The organism is Priestia veravalensis, assembly GCF_001457055.1.
Taxonomy (GTDB): Bacteria; Bacillota; Bacilli; order Bacillales; family Bacillaceae_H; genus Priestia; species Priestia flexa.
In genome coordinates this window covers 1-19,455 of sequence record NZ_KQ758628.1, presented here as the reverse complement: position 1 = coordinate 19,455, position 19,455 = coordinate 1, and the positions used below count along the sequence as shown (strand labels likewise).

General features: G+C 37.1%; 20 protein-coding genes. 5 read left to right on the top strand and 15 right to left on the bottom strand.

The window, feature by feature from the left end; genetic code table 11:
• Window positions 1-645: 645 nt before the first annotated feature.
• Window positions 646-1,176: an IseA DL-endopeptidase inhibitor family protein gene (locus tag AS180_RS02055; protein ID WP_025908056.1), complete on the top strand. Its 531-nt coding sequence runs from the start codon at window positions 646-648 to the stop codon at window positions 1,174-1,176.
• Between the two features lie 30 nt (window positions 1,177-1,206).
• Here AS180_RS02055 and AS180_RS02050 read toward each other — a convergent pair whose 3' ends face one another.
• From AS180_RS02050 to AS180_RS02005, 13 genes are all read right to left on the bottom strand, one after another.
• Window positions 1,207-1,620, bottom strand: coding sequence for a GNAT family N-acetyltransferase (locus AS180_RS02050; RefSeq protein ID WP_025908057.1), 414 nt, complete (start codon window positions 1,618-1,620; stop codon window positions 1,207-1,209).
• Window positions 1,621-1,727: 107 nt separating this feature from the next.
• Window positions 1,728-1,982, bottom strand: coding sequence for a hypothetical protein (locus tag AS180_RS22100; protein ID WP_100347710.1), 255 nt, complete (start codon window positions 1,980-1,982; stop codon window positions 1,728-1,730).
• 91 nt (window positions 1,983-2,073) lie between these two features.
• On the bottom strand, window positions 2,074-3,084 hold the full coding sequence (locus tag AS180_RS02045) for an LLM class flavin-dependent oxidoreductase (protein ID WP_025909567.1): 1,011 nt from the start codon (window positions 3,082-3,084) through the stop codon (window positions 2,074-2,076).
• Window positions 3,081-3,368: a DUF3219 family protein gene (locus AS180_RS02040; RefSeq protein ID WP_025909566.1), complete on the bottom strand. Its 288-nt coding sequence runs from the start codon at window positions 3,366-3,368 to the stop codon at window positions 3,081-3,083. The genes AS180_RS02045 and AS180_RS02040 overlap by 4 nt, the downstream gene beginning before the upstream one ends.
• Window positions 3,369-3,433: 65 nt before the next feature.
• Window positions 3,434-4,027: an undecaprenyl phosphate transporter UptA gene (locus AS180_RS02035; protein WP_025909565.1), complete on the bottom strand. Its 594-nt coding sequence runs from the start codon at window positions 4,025-4,027 to the stop codon at window positions 3,434-3,436.
• 61 nt (window positions 4,028-4,088) lie between these two features.
• Window positions 4,089-4,280, bottom strand: a complete 192-nt coding sequence (locus AS180_RS22095) for a hypothetical protein (protein WP_156413423.1) — start codon at window positions 4,278-4,280, stop codon at window positions 4,089-4,091.
• Between the two features lie 90 nt (window positions 4,281-4,370).
• The gene (locus AS180_RS02030; protein ID WP_025909564.1) at window positions 4,371-5,753 is read right to left on the bottom strand and encodes an MATE family efflux transporter; all 1,383 of its coding nucleotides are present in this window, start codon (window positions 5,751-5,753) and stop codon (window positions 4,371-4,373) included.
• A gap of 79 nt (window positions 5,754-5,832) precedes the next feature.
• Entirely contained in the window at window positions 5,833-6,072 is a 240-nt protein-coding gene (locus tag AS180_RS02025; RefSeq protein WP_025909563.1) for a hypothetical protein, read from the bottom strand.
• 120 nt (window positions 6,073-6,192) lie between these two features.
• A complete protein-coding gene (gene pepF / locus AS180_RS02020; protein ID WP_025909562.1) occupies window positions 6,193-7,977 on the bottom strand; it encodes an oligoendopeptidase F in 1,785 nt (594 codons plus the stop codon).
• A 12-nt stretch (window positions 7,978-7,989) separates the two neighbouring features.
• On the bottom strand, window positions 7,990-8,739 hold the full coding sequence (locus AS180_RS02015; protein WP_025909561.1) for an exodeoxyribonuclease III: 750 nt from the start codon (window positions 8,737-8,739) through the stop codon (window positions 7,990-7,992).
• Window positions 8,740-8,875: 136 nt separating this feature from the next.
• Window positions 8,876-9,016: a hypothetical protein gene (locus tag AS180_RS23410; RefSeq protein WP_156413422.1), complete on the bottom strand. Its 141-nt coding sequence runs from the start codon at window positions 9,014-9,016 to the stop codon at window positions 8,876-8,878.
• Between the two features lie 107 nt (window positions 9,017-9,123).
• Entirely contained in the window at window positions 9,124-12,768 is a 3,645-nt protein-coding gene (locus AS180_RS02010) for a bifunctional 2',3'-cyclic-nucleotide 2'-phosphodiesterase/3'-nucleotidase (RefSeq protein ID WP_062686290.1), read from the bottom strand.
• Between the two features lie 488 nt (window positions 12,769-13,256).
• Window positions 13,257-14,144 (bottom strand): helix-turn-helix domain-containing protein, encoded by an 888-nt coding sequence (locus AS180_RS02005; protein WP_025909559.1) that lies wholly within the window; start codon window positions 14,142-14,144, stop codon window positions 13,257-13,259.
• A gap of 238 nt (window positions 14,145-14,382) precedes the next feature.
• On the opposite strand from AS180_RS02005, the gene AS180_RS02000 reads away from it, so the two are divergent.
• Entirely contained in the window at window positions 14,383-14,664 is a 282-nt protein-coding gene (locus AS180_RS02000; protein ID WP_062686287.1) for a hypothetical protein, read from the top strand.
• Window positions 14,665-14,757: 93 nt separating this feature from the next.
• Window positions 14,758-14,901 carry a hypothetical protein gene (locus tag AS180_RS22085; RefSeq protein ID WP_156413421.1) on the top strand — a complete coding sequence of 48 codons (144 nt, stop codon included), beginning with the start codon at window positions 14,758-14,760 and terminating at the stop codon, window positions 14,899-14,901.
• Window positions 14,902-14,967: 66 nt separating this feature from the next.
• Here AS180_RS22085 and AS180_RS01995 read toward each other — a convergent pair whose 3' ends face one another.
• Both AS180_RS01995 and AS180_RS01990 read right to left on the bottom strand, forming a co-directional pair.
• Window positions 14,968-15,819: a YihY/virulence factor BrkB family protein gene (locus AS180_RS01995; RefSeq protein ID WP_025909557.1), complete on the bottom strand. Its 852-nt coding sequence runs from the start codon at window positions 15,817-15,819 to the stop codon at window positions 14,968-14,970.
• A 67-nt stretch (window positions 15,820-15,886) separates the two neighbouring features.
• Entirely contained in the window at window positions 15,887-16,732 is an 846-nt protein-coding gene (locus AS180_RS01990) for a dimethylarginine dimethylaminohydrolase family protein (RefSeq protein WP_035320542.1), read from the bottom strand.
• Between the two features lie 177 nt (window positions 16,733-16,909).
• On the opposite strand from AS180_RS01990, the gene AS180_RS01985 reads away from it, so the two are divergent.
• Both AS180_RS01985 and AS180_RS01980 read left to right on the top strand, forming a co-directional pair.
• Window positions 16,910-19,078 (top strand): MMPL family transporter, encoded by a 2,169-nt coding sequence (locus AS180_RS01985; RefSeq protein ID WP_025909555.1) that lies wholly within the window; start codon window positions 16,910-16,912, stop codon window positions 19,076-19,078.
• A gap of 128 nt (window positions 19,079-19,206) precedes the next feature.
• Window positions 19,207-19,455, top strand: a 249-nt coding sequence (locus AS180_RS01980; protein ID WP_139109137.1) for a transposase, incomplete at its 3' end; no start/stop codon positions are given.

Genomic DNA, 19,455 nt, shown 5'->3' with positions numbered 1-19,455 from the left:
CCTAGCAAACTCTTACTTTATAACAAATTATACAAAAACACTGCTTTTCCTCTTCTTAATTTATAATTTATGATTTCTAGCCTTACTTATAACCAATGTTCATAAATAAGTGCTTACCTTTATACTACGGTTCAGTAAACACTTCTCTTTGAAATTCCGATAAAACGACATAAAGGTGACAAAACTAGTTCTTTTTTTACAAAGGGGTGTGAGGCAAGAGAGTCGTATTTTTATATGTACATAAAAAAACAAAAGTCACTTCAAAATGACTTTTGCTTTTATTTAGATCCTTCATTTTTATTTCGTCTTGCAATACTCACAACCGTTACTAGAAACCCAACAACAACAGCAATAATTAAAAAGATAGTTGTTGCAAACAAATAACCCATTATGTTCTCTCCTTCAGTGTAATCTAGACATACCTATCTTACCACAGCCATATCATTTAACAAACTACATTCAAAATATGTCGCAGTCATTTCATAACTTCAGGTTTGTTTTAAAATTTAAAGGGAAAAATAAACATAAATTCGGAAAACCCCTTTTCTTTTTCTGAATTCTGTTGTAATATAAATGTAACATAATTGTAACAAAAGCAACATGAATGTTACATAAAAGATGATTCATTTAGGAGGGAGAATCACAATGAAAAAATTTAAACTAGTTCTAATGACAATGGCTCTTTTCTTTACAATGACTGCAGGTGCTACGGCCGCAACAACGTCAGCAACCCTATCAAATAACCAAGCTATTAAAATTGCGGCGGACGCAAACACTCGCTATTGGAATACATTACACGGTTACAAACAAAAAGCGTGTACACAAAAAGCATTTACTTATAAAGGCACTTATTATTCTTATGTTTGCAGCGAATTTGATACAAAACAAAAAGTTACTTCGTACTTAAGTGGAGTTTATACAAATAGCGCAATTAATGCAGGACTAACAAAATACGGCTTTATCACACATAACGGCAAGCTAGCTCGTCCAGTTGGAGATGGTGGAAACATGTTAGAGTGGAATAAAGCCAAAGTTAAATTAACATATCAACGTTCTGATGTACGCTCTTACGAATTCACTGTTCCCGACGTAGAAGGTGGCACTGTAAAACGCACGGTCACATTCTATAAATCAGGAGCTACATGGAAAGTAAATAAATTTGATGCTGTACAATAATAAAAAGGTAGGCTTTCGCCTACCTTTTTATTATTGTACTAACGACATGCCAGGTGCTTCTGAATCCCGCTCTTGAAACCCGAGCTTCTTATAAAACTGCTGTTTTCCTTTTACAGCAAAAAGTTGAATGGACTCAATTCCTCGTTCGTTACATTTATTGACGATTCCTTCAATAACTTGCTTTCCTAGCCCTTTTTTTTGATAAGTTGGAGCTACCATCACATCACAAATTAAAGCTTGGTAAATACCATCTGAAATCATTCGGCCGAACGCAATTAACTGATGATTATCATAAATAGAAAACGTATAAAAGCTATTGCATACCGCTTCATAAAGCTGCTCTTTCGTATAGCTTGCTTTTTTACTTTTCTTTAAGCCACTCTCTTCATGAAGATATGCAAATTGATGAAACGCAGGTAACTGCTCTGTTGTTATGTAACCCATTATTCTGTCCCTTCCTTTCTTTCCACTAGATTTATCTATTTTACTTTCATTAAGTTTGAATAAATAAATACCGATATAAATATTTATACAATAAAAGTTATAAAAATTCAATAGTAATCCATCACTTTAAACACACAGCTAATTTTTGTCACAAAAAGAGTTTGGGACATAACAAAATGATTGCTTCTAAGAGACGAACAATAGCTGTTCCAATCTTTTTGGTTTGTCTGAACACGTTCGTTCCATTGCGCTACGGCCACTCGCTTTCCGCGGGGAGGAACCTGAGCTTCCTCGCTGCGCTGCGGGATCTCCGTTTTCCCTCTCTTTCCCGCAGGAGTCGAGTGTCCTACGCTCCATTCCACCCTGTTTCCAACATTGTTTTCACAATCAACAAAAAACCTGAACGATTAAAAGTGAGAAACTCTCAATCGTTCAGGTTTATCATTGGCTGAATTACTTATGTCCCAGCCTCTCTTCAGTAAATATTTCATGTGCTAAAAGTTCGTAGGATTGAAGGCGCTCTTCAAACGATGGAATGAACGAAACGAGCATAAACTCATCCACTTGATAAGCGTCCTGCATAGATTTAAGCTTATGTTTGATTGTCGTTGGTGAACCAATCAGCATTTTCTTTTCAATATCAGCTTTAACCTGATCATCTGGCAATTCGTCAATATATTTCTTTGCTTCATCAACTGGAAGGAGACCTACTTTGCCGTCTCCTCTTTCACTTTGAATACTCCATGCTAACGCACTGTGAGCAAGTTCTTTTGCTTTTTCATCTGTTTCTGCACAAATAACCGATACCGTTAATAAAGCTTCTGGATGTTGCTGTCCTCGATGAGATTGAAAGCTTGTACGATACTCGTGCAAAATCTCTTCTAGGTCTTTGTTACTCATAAATTGTCCAAATGCATACGGCAAGCCGTACTTAGCAGCTAGTAAAGCGCTTTTTTTGCTTGTTCCAAGAATCCACGGTACTGGAGAAACCGCGGGCAATGGAGCAGCCTTCAGGCCAGTAACAGCACTTTTTTTATAGTTTAGAAAATGAAGCAACTCCTCTACTAAAGCAGGCATCTTAAATGCTTGCTGCAGAAAGTTATCCGAAAGAGTTGTCATGACGTCTGTTCCGCCTCCTGGTGCTCTACCTAGCCCAATATCAACGCGATCAGGAAGTAGCGCTGCAAGTGTATTGTACACTTCCGCTACTTTATAAGGCTTGTAATAAGGTAATAAAACGGCTCCAGGACCAAGCCGAATTTTCTTCGTTTGTGCACCAATATAGCTAAGCATGACTTCTGGTGCGGAGCTTGCTAATCCCTTTAAATCATGGTGCTCAGACATCCAATAGCGCGTGTATCCCAGTTTATCTGCTAGTTTTGCAAGCTCAACAGACTCAACTAATGCTTGTTGAGGTTCTTGACCCATTCTTATTGGTGATTGATCAAGTATGCTAAGTTTCATTTAGGTTGCTCCTCAACAAGAGTTAAGGTAAACGTTCCTATTTGATTTTCCTGATATAAGTTTGTAACGGATGTAAAGTATGTTTGAATGACAGCAAAAAAAGACTCATTCTTTGCCGGAATACGAACATGAAACTTATTTTTATATAACAAGGTGGTAACATCATGATATGCTTCGCTTGTCACGTCAAATTCAAACGTAATGTAGCGCTTTTCTTGTTCTTGCTTTTCTTCAAAATGTCGAACTATAAGCTTTGTGTCGTTTAGCCATACTTCATTTATCATTGTATCACTCCTTACGTATAAGCATCATAGCACTACCTTATACATAAGAACAACTAATTGGATTCTCACTTTTGAGAAGAAGCAGGCTTTTTAAACACAAAATACAAAACGACGCCCACAAATGCAAAGACAATAAAAGGAATGGTATAGCTAGTCGCAATTTCCTCAATATTAATCCAGTTTTCTTTTAGCTGAATCCCTAAATAGACAAATAGTATGGACCAAGGAACCATTGCTAAAATGGTTAAGAACGTGAATTTCCAAAACGACATTTTTGCAATGCCAGCTGGAATAGAAATAGCATGCCTAACCACCGGTACAAATCGAGCGGTAAATACAATTCCTGTTCCATATTCCTTAAACCATTTTTCTGAAACATCTAGGTGTTTTTCACGAATAAATAAATACTTTCCATACTTTTGTAAGAATGGACGTCCACCGTAAGCTCCGATCCAATATAAAAACCATTGAGCAATCGTTCCACCAATTATTCCAGCGATAACTGCTCCCCAAAACGTAATAATTCCTTTCGTTACCATGTAGCCACCGTATGCTAGTACAATCTCACTCGGAATTATTTCAACCATCAACCCCAATGCAATGCCAATGTACCCAAAGCTTGTCAGCAGCTCTAAAAGATCTGTTAAAAACGCTCCCATGCCTCCACCTACTTCCTTATTGTGGTCAAGCTCTATGACACTATCATATTAACGTTTTTACTTATGTATAACTTTTCTCCACACGAAAAAGAGTTTGGGACATAACAAAATGATTGCTTCTAAGAGACGAACAATAGCTGTTCCAATCTTTTTGGTTTGTCTGAACACGTTCGTTCCATTGCGCTACGGCCACTCGCTTTCCGCGGGGAGGAACCTGAGCTTCCTCGCTGCGCTGCGGGATCTCAGTTTTCACAATCAACCAAAAAACCTGAACGATTAAAAGTGAGAAACTCTCAATCGTTCAGGTTTATCATTGGCTGAATTACTTATGTCCCAGCCTCTTCTAAGCTTGCACAGGTTCTGTTTTTTCATGATTAACAAGCGCATGATTTTCCCATGCTCTGCTTTTCCAGCGAAAGAACATAATAACGGCTCGCGTCCACTCATCTGCAGCAATTGCTAACCAAATGCCCGCAAGCCCCATATCTAAATGGAACACAAAGAAATAGCCAAGCGGTAAGCTCATGAGCACCATTGAAAACAAGCCAATAAATAATGGATATTTAGCATCACCAGCTGCGCGCAGAGAATTAATTAGGACAATATTCATTGTTCGCCCTGTTTCTAGCACAATACTTAGCACTAAAACCGTAGCACCTAGCGTAATGATTTGTTCATTATCTGTAAATAAACTCATTAGTTTTGTTCGAAACGAAATAACAAGCACTACCATTCCAAGCGTAACCCCTACAGCCCACTTTACACTGTGCCAAACGCGCGTATAGGCTTCATCTTTTTCGTTCCCACCTACTAATCGGCCTACAATAATGGATGTTCCAATTCCAATAGCGATGGCAAACAAGTAAATAAACATTGAAATATTGGTAGCGTACTGCCTAGCTGCTAACGATTCTGAGCCAAGATACGTTGCATAATATAAAAAGACAATTTGACAACCTTGATACATGACTTGCTCAAATGCTGATGGAAGGCCAATCTTTAAGATTTTCCCCATATATTCTTTTGATAACGATAAATAGTACTGAACCTTAACTTTGTATTCCATCACTTGATATAGCAACCAGAAGAAAACCATCAATGCAAGCAAGCGGCTGACAACTGTTGAGATAGCAGCCCCCTGAACACCCATTTCTGGAAAACCAAACTTCCCAAAGATTAATAGATAGTTTCCAACAATATGGAATAAATTCATACCAAGAGATACAAACATAGCTTGTTTTGTAAAGCCATGAACACGGATGATAGCAGCTAACGAGTTAATAATCGCTTGTAAAAAAATAGCACCACCAACAATCGCTAAATAACTTTGCGCGTAAGCCAAAACTTCGCCTTGCAAGTTCATAGCAGCCATCATGCTGCGTGCAAACAATAAAAAGAACACGCTAATGACTATGCCAACAATTAAATTCATAGTAACTGCCAAAGCTGATATTCTAGCGGCTTCCATGTAGCGCTTTGAACCGATGTACTGAGCAACCACAATCGCCGCACCGTTCCCAATTACTTCTAAGATTAAAATCGCAATATGTAGGTATTGGTTTGCTGCTCCTACTCCTGATACCGCGTCATCGGAAAGCGCGCTTAGCATAAACGTATCGGCAATTCCCATCAGCATAAAAAGAAAAACTTCTAAAAAAATAGGCCATGTTAAAAAGAATAGATTTAGCTTTTCTCCAGAGCCCTTTTTGACCTCAACAGCGGTCATACCCTCACCCTCTTTACCGATATCCTTTTTCAACCAAATCGTATCTTAACACACTTTCTCACTACATGCACTACCCTTTTCACCTATTTTTTTCGACATTCGAAAGTTTTTCAAATAAAGAGAAAGAGGATGGGACATAACAAAACAAATTTTCAAAAATATCAACACTCCCTTTTCTCACCTCTTTAGTTACCTGAACAAGTTCGTTCCACTGCTCTACGGCCACTCGCTTTCCGCGGGGAGGAACCTGAGCTGCGCTGCGGAACTCAGTTTGCCCTCTCTTTCCCGCGGGAGTCGAGTGTCCTACGCTCCATTCCACCCTGTTTCCAACATTGTTTTCACAATCAAGAAAAAAACTGAACGATTAAAAGTGAGGAACTCTCAACCGTTCAGGTTTATCATTGGCTGAATTACTTAGGTCCCAGCCTCTTTTTATCAATTATTTCGTTAACTGCTTAACTAACTCTGCAAAGACGGACATCGCATTAGCAATAGCATCTGGTTTTAAGAGATCAACGTTGGTAGCTTTTAATAGTTCAAGCGGATAATCCGAGCTCCCGCTTCGCAAAAATTGTAAATACGCTTCTTTTGTTCCTTTTTCCTTTTTAATAAGTCGATCAGCAATATCAATGGCTGACACAAAGCCTGTCGCATACTTATAGACATAAAATGGACGGTAAAAGTGAGGGATTCTAGCCCATCCATATTTGGTTTCTTCATCTGCTACAAGACTTGGTCCATAATATTGCTTCATTAAATCGGCATACACTTCATTAAATACCTCAGCATTTAACGCCTCTTGTTTCTGTGCTTTTTCATGCGTAATTTGTTCAAACTCGGCAAACATCACCTGCGTGAAGAAGGTTCCTTTAAACTGATCAATAAAGTGATTTAATAAGTACTTTTTCTCTTCTTCTGTTTTAGCCCGCTCAATTAAATAACGAATTAAAAGAACTTCATTGACCGTCGATGCCACTTCCGCTACAAAGATTGAATACCCAGCTTTAATTTGAGGCTGATACTGGTTTGAATAATAGCTATGCATCGCATGGCCCATTTCATGAGTAAGAGTAAACAAGCTTGATAAATCATCTTGATGATTCAATAAAACGAATGGATGAACGCCGTATAAACCTAAGTTATATGCTCCTGAGCGTTTCCCTGGTGTTTCTCTTACATCAATATATCGCTTTTCTTTAAAGCTCTTTAACGTATTGACATATTCTTCACCGAGTGGATACAAGCTCTCCAACATTGTTTCATATGCTTTATCATAGGGAATCGTTAGCTTATGATTTTTCACTAACGGGACACTTAAATCATATTGACGAAGCTCTGATAACCCAAGCTCTTTTTTTCGAATGTCCATATAATCATACAACGGCTGAATATGTGCTTTTGTTGTTTGGATTAAATTCTCATATACCTCTTTTGGAACATTATCTGAAAATAGCGCTCTTTCTAAAGTAGATGGATACTGCCTAATTTCAGACGTTGTTTTTGTATTTTTAATCGCTGAGCTTAACGTTGAAGCAATTGTATGTTGCAAATGCATGTACGGCTTGTAGTAAGCTTGGAATGCTTCTTTTCGCTTCTCTCGGTTTTTATCCTCAATTAACTTGCTATACATCCCTCTTGTTAATGTCACCTTTTCACCAGAATCAGTCGTTACTTCACCAAAACGAATGTCCGCATTATTAATCATCCCAAATGTCTGACGAGGAGAACCTAGCGCATCCCCCATTTTCGATAAAATTTCTTCTTGTTCCTTGCTTAACACGTGCTTTTTATACCGATACGACTCAAATAACGAATCCTCAAAATAAGCTAATTCTTTTACTTCGTTTATGTATGATTTAAGCGTAGATTCATCTAGTGATAATAAAAATGGCATAAAAAATGAAGTGGCGCTGCTTATTTTTTGACCTAAGTGGCTAGCTTTATCTAAAAGTGCCTGAGAAGCTGAAACTCGTGTATCTAAGTCATGTTGTAAAAACGCATATACATATAGTTTGCTATATTCATAGGTCATTTCTTCCTTTAAGTTTAAAAATTGATACAACTCTTCAGCACTTGAAATGTTTCCGTTAAAGCTATTTAATTCAGCCACCTTTTCTTCAATAAGTGCATACTGTACATGCCATTCCTCTATATTTGGATAAATGTCAGCTAAATTCCAAGTTTCTTGAACTGGTACATCCGTTCGATTTCGATAGGTTTTCATTCTTATTCCTCCTTAAATAAGTTCAATTGCAACGGGACAATGATCACTTCCCAAAATGTTTGAGTGAATATCCGCACGCTTTAATCGACTTTTCAGCTGCTCTGAAATTAAAAAATAATCAATGCGCCATCCAATGTTTCGCTCTCTCACCGTACTCATATACGACCACCATGTATACATACCTTCTTGGTTTGGGTGAAGATAACGAAACGCATCAACAAATCCTTCCGCTAACAGTTGCGTCATTTTTTCTCGTTCTTCTGTTGTAAAACCTGAATTTCCTTTGTTGCTCTTGGCATTTCGTAGGTCTAGTGGTGTGTGAGCAACATTTAAGTCACCGCAAAAAACAACCGGCTTCTGCTGGTTTAGCTCTATTAAATAGCTTCTGACTGCGTCTTCCCACTCCAGTCGATAAGCAAGTCGAGTTAAGTCTCTTTTCGCATTTGGCGTGTACATTGTGACTACAAACAGCTCTTCAAATTCAAGCGTAATGACTCTTCCCTCTAAATCTTCAAAATCACGTATGCCATACGTGACGCCTAAAGGCTTTTTCTTTGTAAAAATGGCCGTTCCAGAATACCCTTTTTTTTCAGCATAGTTCCAATATTGATGATATCCTTCTGTTACTAAATCTATTTGGCCTTCTTGAAGCTTTGTTTCTTGAATACAAAATAGATCTGCGTCCACTTCGTGAAAATAGTCCATAAAGCCTTTTTTCACACATGCTCGTAACCCGTTTACATTCCATGATACTAATTTCATTTTATCAGTTGTTCTCCTTTAACTTATTCATCAGTACCTATCATTATGGCATATTCACGAAACGTAGAGAACAGATTTGCCTATATAACAAAAGAGTTTGGGACATAACAAAATGATTGCTTCTAAAAGACGAACACTAGCTGTTCCCATCTCTTTGGTTTGTCTCAACACATTCGTTCCATTGCGCTACGGGATCTCCGTTTTCCCTCTCTTTCCCGCAGGAGTCGCGTGTCCTACACTCCATTCCACCTTGTTTCCAACATTGTTTTGTTTTCACAATCAACCAAAAAACCTGAACGATTAAAAGTTATGAACTCTCAATCGTTCAGGTATAGTAAGGACTGAACTACTTATGTCTCAGTCTCTTTTACATAAAACATGTTATTATTGAGCTTTCTTTAATTCCGTTGGCTGACTGTTCGCACCCACAACTGCTTGCTGAATGCGACCTTCTACCTTGTAATCAAATGGTTGCTGAAGCGTCTTTACATAAGCAATCGTAGCTTCTAAATCTTCAGGACCAACTTCCATATCTTTCGATAGTTCGCCGATTCCATATTTTGTATTGCCATACATATAGTTATTGACAACAACCGTATACTCTCTAGATGGATCTAAAGGCGTTCCATCAGGTAAAGTTAAATCAACGACTTTTAGCGTAGCTGGGTCCCATGTGTAATGGAAACCTGCAACGTGAAAATCAAGTCCAGAAGCTGCAATCTGGTTGTTTAATACCGTTTCAAGATCAGCTCCTGAAAGGGTCACTTTGTTTAAGACATTTCCAAACGGTTGAATGGAGAATAAATCACCAAACGTTACTTCACCCGCATCAAGCTGAGCACGTAAACCGCCACCGTTCATTAAAGCAAAGTCAGAATTCATTGCGTACTTCATTCCATCAGCTAAAAGATTTCCTAAAGCAACGTCTCCCACTTCACCATTTGTAGGGTATCCTTTAGGTAAAGTAGTAAGTGATTCACCCACTACTTCTGCTTTGATTGGAGCCGTTTTTTCTTCATACTTGTTTAAGATAGCGGAAACCGCAGGGTCTGGTGTATAGTCCTTTTGGTATACAGTCACAACTTCTGCTTGTTTCTTACTAATGTCCCCTGTTGCAGGGTCGATTTCAATGTCTACATCCGAAAACGCAGAGCCGTATGAATACGCTTGAACGATTAATTTATTGTCAACGACTTGATTGACTTTTGCATGGTTATGAGCAGCAAAAATTACGTCTACTTCGTCATCTACCTTTTCTGCAATATCAGCAGCATCAAAAGCATCTGTTCTTCCATTTTGTACAGAAGGGTTATGAGCTAGCACAACGATTGCTTTCACACCTTGGTCTTTGAGCTCTTTTGTATACTTGTTAATCGCCTCTGCTTCATCAGTAATTTTTAACGTTTCGTTTCCTTTTTGAACAATCATTGAAGGAGTTTCTTGCGTCACAACTCCGATAAAGCCAATCTTTTGGCCACCTACTTCTTTAACTGCATACGGATCGGTAATTAGTTTATTTGTTGACGTATCATATGCGTTAGCTGCCACAACAGGAAAATTCATACCATCGTATCCTGGATTGCCTTTTGGATGATCTCCACCTTTGATCATGCGGTGTAGCTCAGAAATCCCTTCATCAAACTCATGGTTACCAAGCGTACCTACATCAAAGCCCATCACTTCCATTACTTCAACCGTTGGCTCATCTTGGAATAAAGCTGAAATAAGTGGGCTTCCACCAATCATATCTCCTGAATGAACTAAAAGCGTGTTTTCATTTTCTTTTTCACGCTGTTTCATTGCCGCTGCCGTGTACTCCATGCTACCAGCAAGAACACTTTGTCCATTTAGGGTTAATTTTGTATCCGTATCTAACTGACCGTGAAGATCGTTCATGCCTAATAGCTGAACCTTAACCGGATCTGTTGAAGTTCCACCGCTTAAGTTCAGTTTAAAGATTCCAAACCCTTGGTCATTTGTTTTATTTGTGTAAGAAATGTTGCTACCTTCTTTTACATAGCTTTCTCCTTTTGGAGATGATGTAAAGGTAACATTTGCTTCTCCTTTAATCGGTGCGATAGACCAATTGTTGTCAGCAGTTGGCGTAATTTCTTTTTGTTCTGTAATATAATCCATTAAGATTTGACGATTTTCATCCGCTGAATCTACCACTAGCTCGCTACCTTTAAGACCTGGGAAGTTTCCTCCTCCACTTGCACGGTAGTTGTTCGTTACAACGATAAACTCTTGGTTTAAATCGATTGGCTTGCCATCATAGGTTAAGTTCGTAACACGGCTTGAATTTGCGTTAATAACATTACCATTCCCATCGTATTTAGCTGGCTTTGTTACATCAATTTGATACTGAACCCCATCAATTACGTCGAAGTTGTATACAGGGAAGGAAGGATTTAAAAGTTCTTGCTCTTCCGATTTCCCTGGCGTAATTTGATTAAACTTTCCAGCTGACATTTCAATCCATTCTTTCACAACTGAACCTTTTACTTTGACTGCTTTCAACGTGTTGTCATACAAATACAAATCGCCCGCACTGCGAATAGTTAAGTCGCCTTTTTTAATCTCTGTAAATTCATTTACGCCATTTCGACCCGCTTTAAACGGAGCACCAACTGATAGAATTGGAAGGTCTTTGTATTCCGGCTTATTGTCCGCAATATATTTTTCTGCGTACCACTTTTGAGCATTTGTTACAACTTGAATAGATGGGTCATCTTGAACCAGCGCAAAGTAGCTGTGAATATCATCCGTTGTTTTACCGATTGGCGTATTTACGTAGTTCACTGTGTTCATATGATCTTTTTGAATCGCTTTTAAAATCTTTTTATCAGATTCCACCGTGCTTTGCGTTACTGTTTTTCCTGTTTGTGGATCTTTTACATCTTTATAAATCTCTCTTGTTGAAGACTGTGAGTTTATAACAGACCACTTGCCCTTTTTCTTTTCTAAAGACAGGTCAATTAAGCCGAGAGAACCTCCGCCGTACCCTGCTTGTACAGCTGGCACACCGTTAATTGTTCCTTTTGCATTATCTACGCCTGGAAGCGGCTTTTTATTTACGTCTAAGAATAGACCATCAAGCGCTGCTTCTGTTTTTGCCGGGAACACTTTATGCGTATGAGAGAACGTAATCGCATCGATGCCTTTTACTTCACTTAGGGCATAAATCGTATCTTCGGAGTTATCTTTGTTGCTGCTAAATCCAGAATGAGCAAGGGCAATGACAACATCCGCTCCCTTTTTCTTCATTTCTGGTACAAACTTGTTCGCTGTGTCTACAATATCTTTCGTAATGACTTTACCATCTAGCTTTGCTTTATCCCACTCATTAATTTGTGGAGGGACAAAGCCGATAAAACCTACTTTAATAACGTGCTTCTTTCCGTTCTCATCCACAACTTTTTTATTCACAATTTTGTAAGGAGTAAATTTATTTTTATCATTTTTAGGATTGTTATCGTGATCGTCAATATATACGTTGGCGTTAATATAAGGAAAGTCAGCGTCATTATAAGCTTCTTCCAAATAATCTAAGCCGTAGTTAAATTCATGATTTCCTAGAGTCGCAACATCATAGTCCATTTCGTTCATTGCTTTAAAGACAGGATGAACTTCACCTTTTTTAAGTGGTTTTACCGTCGCTTTATATGTACCTAACGGTGTCCCTTGAATTAAATCACCATTATCAACTAATAAACTGTTTTTCACTTCGCTGCGCGCTTGCTTAACAAGTGAAGCCGTCTTCACTAATCCTACTTTTTCATAAGGAGCATCTTTGTAATAATCATAGTTTAATAGATTCGTATGAATATCAGTTGTTTCCATTAAGCGCATTTTGACAATTGAATCTTTCTTTCCTGGACGCTTCTCTTTTTTTTCAGATAAATTCTGGTGGTTCTCATGAGTACTAGAAGCAGATACAGTTGTTGTTACAAGAGGCATTGATAATAACGATAACGCCAAAGAGGTTGATAATATTTTTTTCGCTTTGTTGTGTTTACCCTTTTTCATGTATCATTCACCTTTCAAGTAGATTAGTAGACTGTTCAAAAATAGTATAGCAGAAAAGATTTTAAATAAGTTGTAAATTTTTTGACTTGTTCGTAAATAATCTTTTACATGTCGTTAACATACCTACATTTTGGAAATAAAAGGGGAAATGATAGGTATTTTAAACCATTTTATTTTTCGGATTTTTTGTTAGAAAACCTATCCATATACCCTTAACTCTGTCATACTCTCTGACAAACTACAGAAAAATCTAAAATCCTACGAAAATATTAGCTTCTTCGACAAACCAAAAAATTTTATGGTCTATTGGGGTTTTATATTCCAAAAAGAATAAAAAAACTCTTAAATAACTATATTTAAAAAACAACAACTTAAAATCTATCTGGTTAGATTGCCTTCCATCAACTAGTTATTTTTACTTATTTTTCATTATGCAGATAAAAAAGAGAACCTAATGTTTTATTTTAGGTCCTCTTTTTCATTTATAGCTATTTAAAATCTGCTTGTAAAAGCTGTATTTCTTGCTCTACTAACGAAACAAATCGTTCGTTTTCTTCAATTTCAAATATGTGAATCGATTTTTGGAGACAGGATAGCCCTTCTTCACTTTTGCCAATTTTATATAAGGACTCACCTACCTGATAATGTAGCTCTCCCAATAAATATAGAGTTTCATGCTTTACACAGAGCTCTAGACCAAGTCTTCCGTACTTAATTGACTTTTCATAACGCTCCATCTCACACAGCGCTTTTGAAAGTCCATAGAGAATGCGAATTTTTACAAACGGATCTTTTAATTTAGGAAGAAGCGTAATATGTTGTAGAGCTTCCATATACGCACTAAATGCTTTTTTCAAATCTCCTTCTTCCTCATAAATGATGGCAATGCTGTTCAAGATTGCAATTTCTTTTTCAGAATAAAAATGTTCACTTGTGCGAGTAAACGAAATAGCTCGCTCTAATTTTTCTAGAGCTGTTGGAAAAGAGTGATGAATATAATAATCACAAATCGCTTCGTGCCATAAAAAGAACTGAGCATGAAACGGATCTTGAAACATCGGGTTTTCCTTTTCTTTGTTTACTACATGCAACACCATTTCATAATTTCTCTTGCGAATATAATAGCGAATGGTCTCTTTAATTTCTTTGGAATAGTCATTAGGAGTTAACTCTCCTACTTCAAAAAAATAATTCATAGATACGCCTAGACGCTTTGATATTTTATATAAAATGTCACCCTGAATTGCTTTTGCTCCTGTTTCATACAAATCAAGTTCTTCTTTGGAACATATCCCGTCAGAAAGTTCTTCTTGAGATAACTTGGCTATATTTCTTAGATTTTGAATAAGTTTTCCTACATGCTGTCTGTCGTTCAAGAAATCACCTTATTTATTATCAATAAAACCTGTTTAAACAACGTTCTATCATATTTTATAAGTCTATTGTACCATTTTATTCATTTTTGAATCAACAGAAACAAGAAAATAATTCCAAACAAAAAGCAATATTCATAGCTTTACACTGAGATTAAGCATGATATATACTCCTCGTTTAAAAACAAAAAATGAGGGTATTTTATTCATAAAACAACTGTTACTTAAGGAGTTGAAAATTTTGATTATTATTTACTTAAGCCTTGCACTTATAATTGTCTCTGCTTGCTTTTTCATTTATCGCGTAATTTCCTTTAAAAAAGAAATTACGCCAACTATGGATCAAATGACGACAGCAAATGAAACGATTCAACAGGGCATCTCTTCTATACAATACCAATCAAATCAGTTATCAGAAACTCAGGCTGTCATAATAAATGATATTGCTTATAAACAAGCAGCATTCTTATATACAATCGATACGTGTAAAAAAGTAGTTAAAAAGAGACTGAGACATAAGTAGTTCAGCCTCTACTATACCTGAACGATTGAGAGTTCATAACTTTTAATCGTTCAGGTTTTTTGGTTGATTGGGAAAAACTAGTTTGGAAACAGGGTGGAATGGAGCGTAGGACACTCGACTCCTGCGGGAAAGAGAGGGAAAACGGAGATCCCGCAGCGCAGCGAGGAAGCTCAGGTTCCTCCCCGCGGAAAGCGAGTGACCGTAGCGCAATGGAACGAACGTGTTCAGACAAACTAAAGAGATGGGAACAGCTAGTGTTCGTCTTTTAGAAGCCATCATTTTGTTATGTCCCAAACCCTTTTCCTAATTAACCGTTATTTCGTCATTTTTTGTAACAGGAGAAATCGTTCGATCTTGATGATATATAGCGTTAATCTCACCGCCAATTACCAGAATTAATCCCGTTAAGAATAACCATAGCATTAGCACAATGACGCCTCCTAAGCTTCCATAAGTAGCTGAATAGTTACCAAAATTACTGACATAAAATGAAAAGCCAAGAGACGTGAGCTGCCACAGAAGCGTTGCTGCCACAGCACCAGGCCATACGTGTGCAAAAGGAAACTTTTTATTCGGCGCTAATCGGTATAACATAGATAACACAGCAATCATAATTGTGATCGCTACAATCCATCTTAAAACGCTTAAAAATGTCCCAAAGCTAGTTGGCAGCCCCCAGCTTACTAAAGCTTTTAAAATAACACCGCCAAATACAGGTAAAATAAGTGCAATTACAAGTGTTAAAATCAATCCAATTGTTAGCAGTATCGATAAGCCACGCACTTTTATAAACGAGCGAGTTTCTTTTACATTATACGCTTCATTCATCGCTCGCATAAATGCGTTCATTCCATTTGATGCTGACCAAATTGTTCCTAAAATACCGATTGTTAATAAGCCACCATTTGGGTTATTAATAAACTGAACAACATTTTCTTTAAATATATCTGCTGTTTCAGCTGGCATAGCACTTTCTAACACCTTTATCGCATCGTTTGCATCAAGGGATAAATAAGGTATGATGGATAACAGTAAAATTAGCATCGGAAACAGCGAAAGCATGTAATAATACGCTTGTTCTGCCGCAAGCCCAGTTGCATTATCTTCTTTAATTTCAGTTATTAGTTTTTTTACAAAACCTACGATTCCTTTCATTGAATCCCCCATTCCTTCACTTACTCAACTCTTTAATTCCCGATTTTCCTCTTCTTTAATCCTTTTTCTATTCTTCTCTTTGAAGAGGTAGCGTACAACATCGAAACGATCCTCCTGATTTAATAATCTCAGAAATATCAATTTCAACCACTTCAAACCCTCTCATACGAAGGGTTTCATTTACTTGATTATTTACAGGTAAACTAATAAGCGTTTTATTCCCAATTGAAAATACGTTCGTCCCCAATGTAAACTGCTCTTTTTCGGTTACTTCAATTAAGTCAAATCGTTCTTTTAATAATGCTATTTCCCTTTTATCAAGAGCCTCGGGATAAATTAACGCTTCTGTTTTAGAAATAATATTGAAAACGCAATCCAAGTGCAAATAACCGTCTTTAATAGGAATGGGTATAACATTCATATGCGGAAGTTGTTCTTGGACCTGCTTAATAGCCTCCGTGGTCGTTCTCCCACTCACGCCAATGTAAATGTCTTTTCCATCGATAATTACATCGCCGCCTTCAATTGAGTCACCCTTTACTTGATAATAAGATAGGTTATGATTGTTCAACCATTCTGTCAAATAAGCTTCTTCACCTTCACGAATATCGCTTCCCATTTTGGAAACAAGAACCGCGTGGCCAAGTACATATCCAATGTCTCGTGTAAACACTTGTTCTGGAAACCTTTTGTCTGCTTTTAGCTCAATGACGTTAATTCCTTGTGTACGAAGGTACTCTACAAATGTTTTATGCTGCTTACTAGCTTTGGTTTCATCAATATTTTCTCCAGCATAATGCTTTTGTGTTTCATTAATTATTTCTTTAATTTCCATATATGTAGGAGGACAAACAATTACTTCTTTTAAAATGCCGTATTCCGTTTGACAAACGGAGGATTTTTCTAGATTCATCAAAACACCTACCCAAATAATTGTATAGTGTAGTGTTCCTTTTTTATGAAAAAAATAAACAAGTTTTTATTTCTTACAACCAGCAATTAATTTGCTACTAAAAGTGCCAAATAACTTCTATTTGTATCATTGTTTGTTATAAAATAGGCTAGTAGTTATATAGAAACGGAGGTTATTATGGAAAAGCTATCTACAATTTTATATCGATATCGTAAACTTTTTCTAGCTATGTGGCTTGTTTTGATTGTTACATTTGGTTATTTTGCTCTGAAACTCCCATCTGTTTTGGGAGGTAACGGCTTTGAGATGGAGGGTGAATTTAAACAAACCCAACAGCTTCTTGTTGATGAATTTGACGTCAGCGAATCTCAAGCGATTGTTTTGTTTGAAAAGAAAGATGACGTCTCATATGAAGAGCTTATTAAGAGCGCAAGCAATTACTTAGAGAAAATTAATACAAAGGACTATGTGTTAAAGATTGACGCTCCTTCTCTAGATAGTAGTACAATTGATGGCAACTTTGCGTATGGCATTATTCACTTCAACAAAGCAGCTGTCGATTTAGATAATGAAATTAATGAGCTTCAAGATATTCCAATTGAAAATGATGAAATTAGAGTGAAGCTAACAGGCGAACCTGTTATTGTTCAGGATATGAATACAGCTAGCCAAAAAGATTTAGCAAAAGCTGAAGCAATTGGAATCCCTGTAGCACTCATTGTTTTATTACTTGCTTTTGGTGGCGTTATTGCAGCTGGCATTCCTTTAATTATTGGTATCGTGACGGTTATTACAACAATGGGAATTGTCTATTTCTTTCATCATGTGACACCATTGTCAATCTTTATCTTAAATGTTGTACCGATGATTGGATTAGCTTTAAGTATTGATTTTGCCCTTCTATTTATTAATCGTTTTAAAGAAGAGCTCGTACATAACAGCGTAGAAAACGCTGTGAAAAAGACCATTCAAACTGCTGGGCGCTCGGTCATTTTCTCCGGACTTTGCGTATTTATTGGGCTTGCTGGAATGTTATTCATACAAGTAGACATTTTCCAAAACGTAGCGTTAGGAGGCATGGCGGTTGTATTTGTAGCTGTCTTATCAGCGGTTACATTACTGCCAGCTATTTTAGCAATGCTTGGCGAAAAAGTAAATCGCTTGCGTATCCTGCGCACAAATGATAAATCGGGTCAATCAAAATGGCGTTCTTTTGCTCATTTTGTAATGAAACGACCGGTCATTATGACACTCGTCTCCCTTGTTATTTTGTTAACAGCACTTCTTCCTATTAAAGATATGCAGCTGGAAATCCCATCTTCTGAAGCCCTGCCAGATAACTATGATTCAAAAAAGGCTTTAGAAGTTTACAATGAGCGTTTTACGGACGAAACAACCACCGATGTCTTCTTTGTGTTAAAAAGCAATGGTGATATGTTAGCACAAGGTTCTCTAAATGATGCCGTACCGTTTATTCATCAAATAGAAGATGATAATTTGGTCAGTAAGGTTGACTCTTTACCTACTGCATTAAAAGTAGATTCAGGGAAAGAACTTAGCCAACTATTGAACAACCAACAGTTAGAGACTCAAACTAAGCCAGCGGTTGAGTCATTTGTAAATAATGATTATATGCTTGTAAAAGTAACATTGGATACAAAACAAAGTTCCAACGAAGCAAAAGAATTTGTAAAGACGTGGGCTGCTAAAACACCAGGTGATCTTGAACTGTATGTAGGAGGATATCCAAAGTTTGAGCAAGAAATTTTTGATGAAATATATGAAAAAGCTCCTTACGGCTTATTGTTAGTTCTGGTATCTACTTATTTAATCCTTATGATTGCCTTTCGTTCTGTCTTAATTCCACTGAAAGCAATTATTATGAACATTTTAAGCTTAACAGCTACTTTCGGATTGCTTGTTTGGCTTTTCCAAGGGGGACATTTTGGCTTAACAGAGTCTAATATTGCCTTAGTCCTTCCCGTATTTGTGTTTGGACTAGTATTTGGATTAAGTATGGATTATGAGGTATTCTTAATTTCACGCATTCATGAAGTGTATGAACAAACAGGCGATAATAACTTAGCAACTGTTGAAGGGTTAGCTTCAACTAGTAAAATTATTACAAGTGCCGCTCTCATTATGATTGTGATTACAGGTGCATTTGCGTTTACTGGCATTACACCTGTCAAACAAATGGGCGTTGGTATCGCGCTTGCTATCTTTATTGATGCTACGGTTGTTCGGATGCTGCTTGTCCCTTCTCTTATGAAGTTATTAGGCAATGCAAACTGGTGGTTTTTTGGTAAAAAAACTACCAAAGCAAACACACAGCTAAATAAATAAAAAAATAACCCTGCAAATTGCAGGGTTATTTTCAGGCTGTTGAGAAACTTTGTTCTCAACAGCTTTTTTATGTCTGTCTTTTTTTATCAGTGGTAACACTGATAAAAAAAGACTGGAGTTGATGAAACATGATGGGTGCACTTAAAAATCATCGAGATGAACAAGTGACGGTTTCTGTAGAAGATTTAGTTCCTGCCAATCACTTTTTGCGTACAATTGAAGCGACAATTGATTTTAGCTTTATTGAAGAAAAGCTTCTTCCTTATTATTGTGAAGACAATGGACGTCCTTCCATTCATCCCATTACGCTATTCAAAATGATGTTTATTGGTTACTTTTATGGCGTTCGTTCCGAACGTCAACTTGCCAAAGAAATT

Excerpts from the sequence above, each read along its gene's own strand:
- AS180_RS02055 (WP_025908056.1), top strand. The coding sequence starts at position 646 with ATGAAAAAATTTAAACTAGTTCTAATGACAATGGCTCTTTTCTTTACA.
- AS180_RS02050 (WP_025908057.1), bottom strand. The coding sequence starts at position 1,620 with ATGGGTTACATAACAACAGAGCAGTTACCTGCGTTTCATCAATTTGCA.
- AS180_RS02045 (WP_025909567.1), bottom strand. The coding sequence starts at position 3,084 with ATGAAACTTAGCATACTTGATCAATCACCAATAAGAATGGGTCAAGAA.
- AS180_RS02040 (WP_025909566.1), bottom strand. The coding sequence starts at position 3,368 with ATGATAAATGAAGTATGGCTAAACGACACAAAGCTTATAGTTCGACAT.
- AS180_RS02035 (WP_025909565.1), bottom strand. The coding sequence starts at position 4,027 with ATGGGAGCGTTTTTAACAGATCTTTTAGAGCTGCTGACAAGCTTTGGG.
- AS180_RS02030 (WP_025909564.1), bottom strand. The coding sequence starts at position 5,753 with ATGACCGCTGTTGAGGTCAAAAAGGGCTCTGGAGAAAAGCTAAATCTA.
- pepF (WP_025909562.1), bottom strand. The coding sequence starts at position 7,977 with ATGAAAACCTATCGAAATCGAACGGATGTACCAGTTCAAGAAACTTGG.
- AS180_RS02015 (WP_025909561.1), bottom strand. The coding sequence starts at position 8,739 with ATGAAATTAGTATCATGGAATGTAAACGGGTTACGAGCATGTGTGAAA.
- AS180_RS02010 (WP_062686290.1), bottom strand. The coding sequence starts at position 12,768 with ATGAAAAAGGGTAAACACAACAAAGCGAAAAAAATATTATCAACCTCT.
- AS180_RS01995 (WP_025909557.1), bottom strand. The coding sequence starts at position 15,819 with ATGAAAGGAATCGTAGGTTTTGTAAAAAAACTAATAACTGAAATTAAA.
- AS180_RS01990 (WP_035320542.1), bottom strand. The coding sequence starts at position 16,732 with ATGAATCTAGAAAAATCCTCCGTTTGTCAAACGGAATACGGCATTTTA.
- AS180_RS01985 (WP_025909555.1), top strand. The coding sequence starts at position 16,910 with ATGGAAAAGCTATCTACAATTTTATATCGATATCGTAAACTTTTTCTA.